The organism is Pontibacter burrus (assembly GCF_010686685.1).
Taxonomy (GTDB): Bacteria; Bacteroidota; Bacteroidia; order Cytophagales; family Hymenobacteraceae; genus Pontibacter; species Pontibacter burrus.
Genome location: NZ_JAAGWD010000004.1, coordinates 301,710 through 314,816, shown reverse-complemented (window position 1 = coordinate 314,816; position 13,107 = coordinate 301,710). Strand labels below are relative to the sequence as shown.

General features: G+C 42.7%; 8 protein-coding genes and 1 tRNA gene. 4 read left to right on the top strand and 5 right to left on the bottom strand.

The window, feature by feature from the left end; all coding sequences use genetic code 11:
• The first annotated feature begins 43 nt into the window (after nucleotides 1–43).
• The 4 genes from GXP69_RS10935 (at nucleotide 44) to GXP69_RS10920 (ending at nucleotide 8,143) form a co-directional block, all read left to right on the top strand.
• Entirely contained in the window at nucleotides 44–3,166 is a 3,123-nt protein-coding gene (locus GXP69_RS10935; protein WP_163915100.1) for a TonB-dependent receptor, read from the top strand.
• Nucleotides 3,167–3,717: 551 nt separating this feature from the next.
• Nucleotides 3,718–7,065, top strand: a complete 3,348-nt coding sequence (locus GXP69_RS10930; protein WP_163915099.1) for a TonB-dependent receptor — start codon at nucleotides 3,718–3,720, stop codon at nucleotides 7,063–7,065.
• Nucleotides 7,066–7,177: 112 nt separating this feature from the next.
• A tRNA-Ala gene (locus tag GXP69_RS10925) sits at nucleotides 7,178–7,251 on the top strand.
• Nucleotides 7,252–7,480: 229 nt separating this feature from the next.
• A complete protein-coding gene (locus GXP69_RS10920; RefSeq protein WP_163915098.1) occupies nucleotides 7,481–8,143 on the top strand; it encodes a YbjQ family protein in 663 nt (220 codons plus the stop codon).
• A 113-nt stretch (nucleotides 8,144–8,256) separates the two neighbouring features.
• On the opposite strand, the gene GXP69_RS10915 is transcribed toward GXP69_RS10920, so the two are convergent.
• The 5 genes from GXP69_RS10915 to GXP69_RS10895 form a co-directional block, all read right to left on the bottom strand.
• Nucleotides 8,257–8,925 (bottom strand): winged helix-turn-helix domain-containing protein, encoded by a 669-nt coding sequence (locus GXP69_RS10915; RefSeq protein WP_163915097.1) that lies wholly within the window; start codon nucleotides 8,923–8,925, stop codon nucleotides 8,257–8,259.
• Nucleotides 8,926–8,936: 11 nt separating this feature from the next.
• A complete protein-coding gene (locus GXP69_RS10910) occupies nucleotides 8,937–9,833 on the bottom strand; it encodes a BT4734/BF3469 family protein (protein WP_163915096.1) in 897 nt (298 codons plus the stop codon).
• A 131-nt stretch (nucleotides 9,834–9,964) separates the two neighbouring features.
• On the bottom strand, nucleotides 9,965–10,972 hold the full coding sequence (locus GXP69_RS10905; protein ID WP_163915095.1) for an AAA family ATPase: 1,008 nt from the start codon (nucleotides 10,970–10,972) through the stop codon (nucleotides 9,965–9,967).
• Between the two features lie 311 nt (nucleotides 10,973–11,283).
• Nucleotides 11,284–11,670 (bottom strand): helix-turn-helix domain-containing protein, encoded by a 387-nt coding sequence (locus GXP69_RS10900; protein ID WP_163915094.1) that lies wholly within the window; start codon nucleotides 11,668–11,670, stop codon nucleotides 11,284–11,286.
• A 48-nt stretch (nucleotides 11,671–11,718) separates the two neighbouring features.
• Nucleotides 11,719–13,107: a hypothetical protein gene (locus tag GXP69_RS10895; RefSeq protein WP_163915093.1), complete on the bottom strand. Its 1,389-nt coding sequence runs from the start codon at nucleotides 13,105–13,107 to the stop codon at nucleotides 11,719–11,721.

The following is a 13,107-nucleotide window of genomic DNA, read 5'->3' as shown; positions in this document are numbered from 1 at the left end:
ATAGGTAGTTATAAACTATTGCTCATTAACTACTTATAGTCTCATGAAACACTATTACACTTACTTATGCCTTTTGCTGGTAATTATGCTGCCAGTACAATTGGCATGGGGGCAGGGTGCTACTACCGCAGCAATGAACGGAACCGTAAGGGACCAGAGCGGAACGCCTTTACCTGGTGCAACAATTATAGCTGTACATAACCCCACCAATACGCAGTATGTTGCCACTACCAACATAGAAGGCTATTATAACATCCAGAACATGCGTGTCGGCGGCCCCTACACCGTCAGGACCTCTTACGTGGGTTTTCAGGAGCAACGTTCCGAGAACATCAACCTCGCCCTTGGCCAGTCGGCCCGCGTGGATTTTACACTGAATGAAAGCAGCCGCGAACTGGGCGAAGTACAGGTTTTAGGCGAACGGAACGATGTCTTTAACCAGGACCGGACCGGGGCAGCCACCAACGTATCGCGGGAGCAGATTGAACGCCTGCCAACCCTAAGCCGCAGCCTACAGGACTTCACAAGACTTACCCCACAGGCCTCCGGCAACTCAATCGGGGGTACCAATAACCGCTATAACAACATTACAATAGACGGTGCCGTGAACAACGACGTTTTCGGCTTATCTGGCAGCGGTACGCCCGGTGGTTCGGCAGGTACCCAGCCTATTTCCCTCGATGCTATACAGGAGATACAGGTTGTAATTGCCCCTTACGATGTAAAGCAGGGTAACTTTACGGGCGGTGGTATCAACGCGATCACCCGTTCGGGCACCAACAAGTTTTCCGGCTCTGTATACGGTTTTGGTCGTAACGAGAACATTATAGGCAAAGCAGTGGAAGGTCCGCGCGAAAAGGCCGACGAATTTAAGAACTACCAGTATGGCGTGCGTGTTGGTGGGCCTATTATCCCTGATAAATTATTCTTCTTTACAAACTATGATGCTACCCGCATTACAGAGCCTGTCCGGTTTGCACCTGGCTCTGCCGAATCGCAGATACCACTAAGCGCTGCACAGCAGGTAGCTGATTTTGTGTTAGCTACCTATGGCTATGATGTAGGCTCGTTCGGAAATTTCGACCGCGATACAGAAAGTGACAAGATCTTTGCGCGCCTGGACTGGAACATTACAAACAACCACTCGCTTACGCTCCGTCATAATTTTGTAGATGCCTTCCAGGACTCGTATTCCCGAAGCCGCTCTGAAGCCCGTTTTGGCAATAACGCTTACCGGTTCAATAGCAAAACGAATTCTACTGTTCTGGAACTTAACAGCCGTATCTCAAACAGTTTTTCTAACAACCTAATCATCGGGTACTCCCGTATCCGCGAAAACCGCGAAATACGTGGAGCACTTTTCCCGCAGGTAACCATTTTTGACCCGGTAGGCACACTGGTATTGGGGTCAGAACGATCATCTACAGCTAATGAACTAGATCAGGATATCTTCGAATTTACCGACAACCTGTCGTACCTGTTAGGCAAGCACAACTTCACCATTGGCACACACAATGAGTTTTTCAAGTTCCGGAACCTGTTTATAAACAACCTGAACGGCCGCTGGGACTTTAACTCCATCGAAAACTTTATCAACAACATTCCAGCCCGTGTGCGCGCAAGCTACTCGCTAACCAATGACCCGCGCCCGGCTGCTGAATTTAATGCTGCACAGCTTGGATTCTATCTTCAGGATGAATTCACTGCCTCTGACAGGTTAAAACTGACCCTTGGTGTACGTGTGGATATACCGATCTTCCCGGATGAGCCGGCACGTAACACAAAACTGGAAACCGACTTTGCCGAAATTTATCCGAACCTGAGAACCGACCGCACACCGAGCGGGCAGCTGCTCTGGGCTCCTCGTTTCGGCTTTAACTTTACGCCTACCCAGGACCAGAGCCTGCAGATACGAGGTGGTACCGGTATTTTTACAGGACGTGTACCCTTTGTATGGATGTCGAACCAGTTTGTGAATACCGGTACTATACTTGGAACTATAGATGTGCGCAACCCGGCTGAGTTTATAGCAGACCCTAACAACCAGACAGCCGCAGGGCCGCCTGTGCAAACAGTGGAGGTAAACGTAATTAACGATGATTTTAAACTGCCACGCGTTTGGCGCAGTAACCTTGCCTTCGATTATACTTTACCGCTTGGTATAATTGCCACCGTAGAGGGTATTTACTCTAAAACGCTGAACGATGTAGTGTACCGCGACCTGAACCTGGTAGACCCAGTCGGACAGTTGCCTGGCGTTGACAACCGCAACTTTTTCTCTGATGCAAATAACAGCCGACGACGCAACGACGCCTACACCAACGTAATATTACTGGATAACACGGACGAAGGCTACCGCTATAGTTTAACCGGCCAGTTACGTAAAGATTTTACCAGCGGTCTGAATACGTCTATCGCTTACACCTATGGCAAATCGAAGGATGTGAACAGCGGCACAAGCTCCACTGCCTTATCTAACTACGAGTTCAACCAGATCGTTAATAATCCAAACGATCCGGAGCTTGCTTACTCCCGCTACGATGTGCGCCACCGCATAGTGGGTACAGGTGGTTATACTTTTAAATGGGGCGAAATAGCTGCAACTGGCATTTCGCTGTTTTACCAGGGCCAGTCCGGATTGCCTATTACGTTTGTGTATAACCAGGATCTGAACGGTGACGGCAACGTTGCCAACGACCTGATCTATGTACCGCGCAACCAGAGTGAAATAAACCTGGTTCCGGTAACTATAAGCGGCACTACCTTTTCGCCGGAGCAACAGTGGGCTGCGTTGGACGCCCTGATCAGCGGCGACGACTACCTGAACGACAGACGTGGCCAATACGCAGAACGCTACGGAGGCCGAATGCCCTGGACACACCAGTTCGACCTGCGTGTTTTCCAGGATTTCTACATCAACGCCGGAGAAAACCGACACACGTTCCAGATTACATTTGATATCTTTAACGTGGGTAACCTGCTTAACCGCGACTGGGGCCGACAATATTTTGTGAGCAACAACGCGAATGAGCTCATCCGTTTTGCAGGCCGAAATGCAGCCGGCGAACCGACATTCACTTTCAACCCGAACAACCGCATCTACAATATTTCTCAGTTCGACTCCAGATGGCAGGGCCAGTTAGGTTTGCGTTACATCTTTAATTAACAGCTACAACTATAGTATAATAAAACCCCGCAGGTACTTTACCTGTGGGGTTTTGTTTTATCCGGATTAGCTTTGCCAGCTGCATTACCTATAAAAACTGGGGATTGCAGGTTGATATTAATACGCCATATCATCAAACCACTTTTGCTATAGTTTAGCAGCAACTATAGGGTAGTAAGCCCGGGTAAGGTGCGCTTATTTACTTCCCCGGTTACAGCAGACTTACAAGCTGGCATAGGCTACTTTTGAATCTGTTACCTTAACACAGGTGTTTCTCAGCAATCGGTTCTGAGTCAACATTTACCACTTAAACCTGCACAGAAAGGCCTGCTTTCTAAAGTCCTGCTTTTTTTAATATTAAGTTAACATTTCTGTTAGGATTTATCATCTGTAAAAACTTACCTTTGCGCCAAAATCAATCAACCCATTTTATGAAAAACTTTTATAGTATTCCTCAGCCTGTACATAGTACAAGGTGCGGCAGGGAGCAGAGAGTTACAACAAAACATTCGAAGAATTTCGTGCAGAAATTCTTCCTCTCAGCGATGCTTATGTTGTTATCTATTGCTGGCGTACAAGCTCAGGTAACAACAAGTAGTATCAACGGATCCGTTAAGGATGCGAGTGGTGAAGCCCTGATCGGTGCTACCGTAAAGGCAACTCACCAGCCTTCTGGTACAGTTTACGGTGCTGCTACTAACATCGAAGGTCAGTTTAACATTGCCAACATGCGTGTTGGTGGTCCTTACCTAGTTGAGGTAAGCTACATTGGCTTCCAGCCTACAAAGTACGAGGGAATTACCCTGCAACTGGGTCGTCCGTATGTACTGAACGCTACGCTTGCTGAATTAGGCAGAGAGCTGCAGGAGATCGTAGTAAGCGCAGACCGTTCTTCAGTATTCAATGCTCAGAGAACTGGTGCCGCTACAAACGTATCAAGAGAGCAGATCAGCTCGCTTCCAACAATCAGCAGAAGCTTAACAGATTTCACAAGACTTACACCACAGGCCAACAACAATGGTTTCGCTGGTAGAGATGGTCGTTTCAACAACGTTCAGATCGACGGTGCAAACTTCAACAACGGTTTCGGTCTTAACTCAAACCTTTTACCAGGTGGTAGCTCACAGCCGATTTCTATCGACGCTATCGAGCAGGTTCAGGTTAACATCGCTCCTTACGACGTTAGACAAAGTGGTTTTACCGGTGCTGGCGTTAATGCAGTTACAAGAAGCGGTAGCAACGAGTTCTCAGGATCTGTTTATGGTTTCTACAGAAACCAGGACCTGGTTGGTTATAAAGTAAACGGCAACGATCTTCCTGATCCAAACGAAACATCAAGCCGTACAATGGGTTTCCGTCTGGGTGGTCCGATCATTAAGAACAAACTCTTCTTCTTTGTAAACGCAGAGAACATTGAGAACGTAGGTACTAACCCATTTGCGGTTAACCTTTGGAGACCATCTGAAGATGGTGTTGCTAACCCGGATCAAAACATTGCCCGTACGAAGCGCTCTGACTTAGAAGCAGTTCGTAATCACCTGATCAATACCTGGGGATATGATCCAGGTGCGTTTGAGAACTATGCAAATGACAACGGTTCAAAAAGCAATAACTTCTTAGCGCGTATTGACTGGAACATCAGCGACAAGCACAAACTTGCCGTTCGTTACAACCAGGTAATCGGTCAGCAAAGCTCATTGGTTAACGGCGCTTCAGGTCCACAGCCTCGTTCAGGTGGTGGTAACAACTCGGCGTTCAACCGTGTTAGCCAGAACTCTATCGCTTTTGAAAAGACAATGTACTCAACTGACGACATTATTCGTTCAGGTTCCATTGAGCTTAACAGCACCCTTTCTTCAAGGTTATCTAACCAGTTCCTTGCTACTTACAGCCGTATCCAGCAGACTCGTAAATCTCCAAGTGAGATCTTCCCAATGGTAGATATCGGAGATGGCAGCGGTATTGCTAACAACACGTACTCTAACTACATGACTTTCGGTTATGAGTTGTTTACTTACGGAAACGACGTTCTGAACAATAACTACAGCATCCTGAACAACCTTACTTACCTACTTGGTAAGCATACAATTACAGGTGGTTTTGCTTATGAGTCTCAGAAATTTGGTAACCAGTACATCAGACTTGGTACTTCTTACTACAGATACAACTCAGTAGCAGATTTCTTAACTACTGGTACTCCAAATGAGGTTGCTCCTATCATGTTCGGTCTTACTTACCCATACGAAGGTCAGGACCCATATGCTCCTATCGTTCTGGGTACAGGCGGTATCTATGTACAGGATAAATACTCAGTATCTAACCGTTTAGATATAACTGCAGGTGTAAGAGCAGATATCCCGGTTTACATGAACGACTTAACAGCCAACCCATCTATCGATAACCTGGTGCTGTTAGATCAGTATGGTAACCCTAAGAAATACACTACCAGCGAGTGGCCTCGTACAAGAGTAATGCTGTCTCCTCGTATCGGTTTCAACTATGATGCATTTGGCGACGGTTCATTAACAGTACGTGGTGGAACTGGCTTGTTCTCAGGTCGTGTACCATTCGTTTGGTTAACAAACATGCCATCTAACTCTGGTGTGATCCAGAACAACGTAGAGCCTAACGGTTACGCTTCTGTTGCTGGCTGGATTGGCGATATCCGTTTCAACCCGGATCCTTACCACTGGTTAAAGAACACACCTCCAAGCGCTGCTGACGTATTCATCAAGAATCCTAAGGCTGGCGTTCCTAACAGCTTCGCACTTGTTGACAATGAGTTCAGAATGCCAAAAGTATGGAGAAGCAGCATCGGTGCTGACTACACTATACCAGGTACGCCACTTGTAGCTACTACTGACATTCTTTTCACAAAAGATATCAACGCTGCTTACCAGTTTGGTGCTAACAGAAACCAGGCTTCTCAGCATATGAACTATGGTGGCGACGGTGAGAATGATTACCGTGCTTTCTGGCCAGGTGGTGCTAACACAGCAAAATACAATGCTGCTGCTGGTGCTAACACAGGCGTAGTATTAACTAACACTACAGTAAAAGGTTACTCTTTCAGTGCTACAGCTGGTCTGTCTTTACCTGAGCGTAACGGTCTGTACGGTGGCTTATACTATACTTACACTGATGCAAAAGATGTTTCTGGTAACCCAGGCTCAAACGCATCTTCTGCCTGGACTGGTAACCCAACAGTTAACGGACCAAACGAGCAGATATTAAGCTACTCACAGTATGCACTACCTCACAACGTTGTAGCTAACCTTTCTTTCCGTAAGGAATACATCGGTCACTTAGCTACTACTATTTCGGTATTCTACAATGGTTCACACCAGGGTCGTTTCTCTTATATCTATGGTACTGACTTCAACAACGATGGTATCAACGCCGACCTTCTTTATATACCGAACAATTCAAACAACCTGAACTTCGTTGACAATAAAGTAGGTGACATTACATTTACAGCTCAGCAGCAGCGCGAGGCATTCGATGCTTTCATCGAGAATGATAAGTATCTGAAAACTCGTCGTGGCCAGTATGCAGAGCGTAACGGTGCCCTGTTACCTTGGTTAAACCGTTTCGATGTTAAGTTAGTACAGGATGTATTCACTAACATTGGTGGCAAGCGTAACACACTTCAGTTCAGCGCTGACATCATGAACATCGGTAACCTGATTAACTCTGAGTGGGGTATTCAGAAGCAGTCTAACGGTGCTCAGAACCTGTTAAGAAGCTCTTACAACGCTAACACTGGTGTAAGAACTTTCACAATGACTACAGTATCTGAGAATGGTCAGACAGTATTACCAAAAAATCCTTACAGAGATGTAACTACAGTTGCAACTACATGGTACGGACAGCTTGGTCTACGCTATATCTTCAACTAAGCATCGCTTAGACTTTACAAAAAGGGGCAGCAGTAGCTGCCCCTTTTTTATTTGCTTTTTGGCTGTAAATATTTTGCGTTCTGAAAAATTGCTTTAATTTTGTGGCACAAACGGGGGATTAGCTCAGCTGGCTAGAGCGCTTGCATGGCATGCAAGAGGTCATCGGTTCGACTCCGATATTCTCCACTGATAACCAAGCACTTACAGGATAAAACCCGTAAGTGCTTTTTTATTTGCATACAATTTACATACACTTAGCTTGCTACTGCCTTAATTTCGGTTGCTCATTCACTTTCTTCCATCACGGCTTATGTTTCTTTAGACATTTATTTATCATTATCGACTAAATGATTATGATATTACTATATTGACATAAAATTAAACTCCAATTATAATCATCAATGTAGTATAAGATATGGAAACTACTTACTCTAACTGCCCCGCCTGTAAAAGCAAAATAGGTTCAGGTTTATTTTCTGGACATTCCTTAGCAGATGAAAAACTTGTTCCATTTATAAATGAATTTTCAAAATACAAGCACCCAGCTTTTTGTTCAAATTGCCAGTTTAGTGCTCTTGATGAGGCTAAAAAAAATTGGAATGCAGAATTGAGAAGCATAAGAACAGATTTAGAACAGCTAATCAAGATTATTCCCATCGTTACTATTCATACTCCTGTTAATTGGCAATATGAAACTTTAGGAATAGTTACAGGTCAAACTACAACAGGAACGGGTGTATTTTCTGAGGTAGCATCTTCCTTTACGGACTTCTTTGGAGGCCAATCAGGAGCCTATAATGAGAAATTAAAAAACGGTGAGGATTTGTGCATGGCTCAGTTAAGGATCAAGTGCCTTGAGTTAGGAGGCAATGCAATAGTTGGTGCTGACATTGATTATTCAGAAGTTGGAGGGGGTAAAGGTATGTTAATGGTCTGTATGGCCGGAACTGCTGTAAGAATTACAAACTCAAACATTTTAGGAGAAGAAAAGCATAAAGCTTTTGAAACTATTCAGCAACAACTTACAAGAAGGACTTATCTGCAAAACTTTGCCTCATTTAACAAAATCATAGTTTAGATTTTGTAGATAATGTAACAGAGAAAACGGCTGGCTTTATTTGTTTAATAATGGAGTAAAGAAAACAGCCGCTCGCACTATGTATGTTGAAGAGTTCGAGCGGCTGTAAAGCCTTACCTCTTTGGGGGTAAAACACTTTGCAACATTACCTCTAAGTCATTTAGCTGTTCGGTACTAAGTTGTTGTAATGCTTCCTGACTTAATACAGTACCGTTAATTTGAATGTAGTTGTTTTGAGTTTGTATTAGTGTGCTGCCATTTTGCTTTGGAGTTGTAGGTGTCATCACCGTTAGGAATAGTTTAGCCGCTGAAACGTCGCCATTAACAGCATATTTGAATACCCTGGCTAATACTTTATCTGTCATAAGTCGGAACTGCTCTTGATGCTCTAAATAGAGAGGGTTGGTGGCGTACTCTTGCAGGTGCTTATGAATGGTTTGGCGGCTTAAACCTGTTTCTTTTGCTAACTCTCCTTTTGATGGCATACGCCCATATTCCTGCATAAGTGAGGATATTGCATAGGTAATATGATTATGATTTGTTTCCCAGATGCTATTTTTTGTTTCTTTAGCCATTATAGGCTCTATCTTCTTATAGAACTTGTCAAGTTCTTTGCCTTTCAGACTATTGTAAGTATCTGTAAGCATCACCCCAAATTTCTTTTGTTCTTCTTTGGTCAATACTTCTAAATCATCATAAGTAATAGAATCTAATGCCAATAATGTATCTATTTTGGCCTGCGTATCTGTAAACTTTTGTAAACTCTTTTTAGTGGATTTCATACGGTTTAAACTTAGTTGTTAGATTCTGTAAGCAATTCCTTATAGTTAATACCATGTGCAGCGCAACGGCTTAAAAACGCACCTATTGAGGCTATTCCGTTGCACTTCTTTAAACATCTATCATACTGCCTGTCAGTTTCGCTTTGGCTGTACTTGGGGTGGTACTGGCTTATCTGATGGAAATAAACCCGCCCGCTTTCGCCAAATGTGCTGGCAAAATTGCTGCCTATGGGTAGCCAGTCGTTTAGATAAGAAGATGTTATGTCAATACCCTGCTTTGCAATCTCACTTAAACAAGCCTCCACTTTTACCCGCTCGTCTGTTGCTCCTGTTGTCTGTGAGGCCTGTTGTCTGTATACAGGTGTAGCGGTTTCATACTGATAAAGCGGCTTTGCCAGATGGTTAAAATATGCTTCGCTATCACAACTGTAACCCCGTAGACTTGCCACGTTCTTTGGGGCTGGATCAAGTATTACTCCTATTACTGCAAAGGCTTTTTGCAGGTATGCAAAGTGCTGCTTATGCTTGTCGGGGTATGCTATAGGTATTAAACCCCAATACCCTTTACCACTTACACTAAGGCCGCAATACGCCACGTTAGGAATGTTGCATATCTGATGCTTTAAGTCACTATAATTGGTAATATGTTGGTTATCCTTAAAGTCTATATCAAATTGTATAAACCCGCTGTGCAGGATTAAGTCCTTTTCTGATCGGTAAGAGAATATGCCAGACGGTGTTATTGCTGGCAGTAAAGCTTTAAGCTCTTTTCTGCCACTTCTGATTAGCCCTACTGTTGCAGCGTGGTTATCTGATGTGAGCCACGTATGCAAATTTACAGTTACAGGGTTAGCGGCTGTAGTGTAGTCCTTGAAACAGGACACGAATGTATTTAATATACTATCCATAGATAAAGCAAATGATTAGTTAATTGCCCTACTCTGAGCGTTTCCTGTTTCTTTGTACTAAAGAGAAAGAAACAGGAAACGCTATTTCAGGCTTTGTTTCCTTATCGTTTCCATTGTTTCCAGTTGGAAACCTACCATCCGTTTTTTTCAGCTTTAGCAAAAAGTTTAGTAACACTCCCTTTACTGCCGTAGCCTATGCGTTCCGCTATTTTCTCATAGCTCAAGCCACTTTCTTTTAGCTTCTTGGCCTCTTCATATTTAGCCTTTCCAGCTTCATCATCTGGCTGTTTAACCAATAATTCAAAGGGAGTACGTTCGCCTGTGTTGGAAAATGTCAGGCTTTGTTCGTCTAACCTTAATACAAAGCTCTCTTTCTTAAAATTTGCTGGCAGATAGTTACCTTTGACTATGCATAAATGCCGTTGGTCAGGATTGATTAAATCTGCTCTCAACTCAATTACCAATCTCATTTTGGCTTCTAGTCCTTGGCCGCTCAACAGATTGTTTTTACTTGGCTCCAAATGCTCTGTGCGTTTGCCCGTATGATGCAGGAAAAGAATCATACATTGATGCTTTTCAGATAGCTTTTGATAAGGGTTTATAAAAGCTCTGATCTTCTGAGTATCTTTTAGGTCATTACCGAATACATCTGAAAAGCAATCTATAATAACCAGTGCAGCTGGCTTATTGGTTAGTGTATCATTTAATCGACTTAACAAGTCTTCATAATCAAATATAAAGCGTAGGTTATTGAGAGCTTTAGGTGTGTATTGGCTGGCTTGTCGCTGCAATAGAAAGGCTGTTGCTTCTTTGCCGTCTTCTGATGAAACATAAATACAGCTTCTTTGCCTGGTATTAAATTCAAAACCTACAAAGTGGTTTTCACCTGCAACTAGACTTATAGCTAGATTACGCAGGAACATGCTTTTACCTGTATCAGATGCACCCGCAACGGTGGCCACCCCTGTTTTAGGCAAAATTGGATATAATAGATACTCCATTTCCTGCACATCCTCTAACAATAACTGCTCTCCTGTTACTTCTATATCAGTGTAAGCGGATGCAGGCGTATGGTTATCTTCTGCATAGTTGTTTAAATCCAGTCCTGTTGGAATTATTACAGTGTTCTTTTCCATCATTAAAACAGGCTAAGTTGAGAAGAATAGTTAGGGGCTTTTTGGGGATCTGTGGTAAGATAGGATGCCCTAAAACCTGTAAGCTTACAGTAGTTGCGTGTAACCTCCCATAAGCGACCTGCTTTTTCAAGGCGGCGTTTATATCGTGTGAGGCACTTCTGAGGGATACCCGTTGCAGCAGAAACCATTGAGGCTGTGGCTACATGCGATTCTAAAAAACTATAGAATGTTTGCAGTTGGGTTAGGTGGGTGTTACCTTTGGCCTGTCGAGTTACCAAAGATTGCACAGGGGTAAGGTTATGTTTCTTCATGACCTATCCCCTTTTTTGTTTGCGCCTTGCTGAAGCTGCTAATAAAGCCGTAGCATTGTCGCTGCTCTTCTCAACTGTCTGTTCTTCTACCCAGTTAAGAAGTTCCTTACGGCTAAATGTTAGCCTGCTGTTATAGCGTTTGCAAGGCACCAGATTTGAAGCCGATAATTTATAGAGTTTAGACTTGCTAAGCCCTGTAATCTCTAACGCCTCATCAAATGTGCAGCGGTCAGGTTTGGGAGTTGGAGTTGTTTGTGGGGCTAATGCTTTGTTAACTGCACTCTGAATCAGTGTGCTCAGCTGCTCTCCAGTTAATTGAACAATTATCATTACAGTATCATTTAGTAAAACAATACTGCAATAGTATAGCAGGTAGTAGTGCAGCTTCAATGCTACAATATGCAACTGCACTTAAACTGCAGTCGATTTTTCACGGGGCTATGTTGTTATAATTGTTATAGGCATCTTAGGGCGGGAAAAATTATACTTATCTACCATAACTTTGTGTAGGTAGTCTATCTTAAAACATTTCACAACTTTGTTATCTTCTTGATATTCAAAATTTGATATTATCCACTCTTTTAACTGCTTCTTATTACATTTTGTAATCAGTTTCGCACTATAAAGTTCATTAAAAGCGTATGCAAGAAGATTCCCATTATTGCAGAATAACAGCGGCTTTTTAGTTGTTTTACCCTCATTTAAAAGCATCTGCAATGCTTCATAATCTTTTTTTGCAAAATGAGGTTTAAGTGAGTTATAAACGTTATCCCTAATATCTGAATTGAAATAAGGTATACCCGCTTCAGGCTCGTTTATAGGCTCATTACTATTTCTCTGTTGAGGTTGGTTGGAGGTTTGCAGTTCTTTTAGTTGCTCTTCTAACCATTGTTTAAGCAATACATATTCGGCGTATACTTCACTTGATAGATAACTTTGCAACACCCTATCCCCTCTAAACTCTTCTTTGGTTAGCCATAAGTATACAGAATATTTACTGCTCCCATCAAAAGGTTTAAAAGCGTTGTTAATATCGTATTCTTCAGCCTCTTCAATAAAAGTGTTAATCTTTGCTAATAGCTTCTCAAATTTAGATAACCTCAATTCGGCACGGCTTGAAAAGTGCCGTATCTGCAACATTTCTAAATACTGTTGTGCGCTATACCTTACAAAATACTCCCATCTTTCGGCAAAGGTGTTTTGTTCAGGAAATTTGTATTCTCCATCCACTATACTTCTAATCGACTTAATGTATACTTGGCTTTGTATATCAATACCGAATAAGCTTTTATACCAGTAATTGCTATCATATTCCCGCAATCTATTATTTCGTACTATTAGTGCATCAAAGTCAAGAAATGTTGGCAATGGCAAGTGCTGTACACTCTGCCTTACTTCTTCAGGTAAAGACAATTCATATTCTAACCCCTTATACCATGCCTTTAACCCTTTATCTAAAATATCAATAGTAGTAAGTTGCTCATCAAAAAACCACTTACCAATATGGTTATAGTACGGCCTCCCAATGAAATTAAAATGTTGCACAAAACTTAACGCAGATAATTGAAGATCTAAGGGTTTATGCTTAATCTCATTTCCTTCATCATCAATCTCCCACCCTATCTGTTGCAGGCTGATTTTATTAATCATACCCATCCAAACACCTTTAGCCGCAGTTATAGCTTTCTTTAATCCTTCAATAATTTCGGGGTTGGCTGCATGATATTCCTGCACAAAGTTGTGATAATGAGCTTCCCAATCACTATTAAGCATACTAAAGGTTTCTAAGAAACAAGCTGTATAATCCTTAGATAGAAGTTTCTTCAT

Bases quoted from the DNA above. Each gene is read 5' to 3' on its own strand.
- GXP69_RS10910 (WP_163915096.1), bottom strand. From the start codon at position 9,833: ATGGATAGTATATTAAATACATTCGTGTCCTGTTTCAAGGACTACACT.
- GXP69_RS10895 (WP_163915093.1), bottom strand. From the start codon at position 13,107: ATGAAGAAACTTCTATCTAAGGATTATACAGCTTGTTTCTTAGAAACC.
- GXP69_RS10935 (WP_163915100.1), top strand. From the start codon at position 44: ATGAAACACTATTACACTTACTTATGCCTTTTGCTGGTAATTATGCTG.
- GXP69_RS10930 (WP_163915099.1), top strand. From the start codon at position 3,718: ATGTTGTTATCTATTGCTGGCGTACAAGCTCAGGTAACAACAAGTAGT.
- GXP69_RS10905 (WP_163915095.1), bottom strand. From the start codon at position 10,972: ATGATGGAAAAGAACACTGTAATAATTCCAACAGGACTGGATTTAAAC.
- GXP69_RS10920 (WP_163915098.1), top strand. From the start codon at position 7,481: ATGGAAACTACTTACTCTAACTGCCCCGCCTGTAAAAGCAAAATAGGT.
- GXP69_RS10915 (WP_163915097.1), bottom strand. From the start codon at position 8,925: ATGAAATCCACTAAAAAGAGTTTACAAAAGTTTACAGATACGCAGGCC.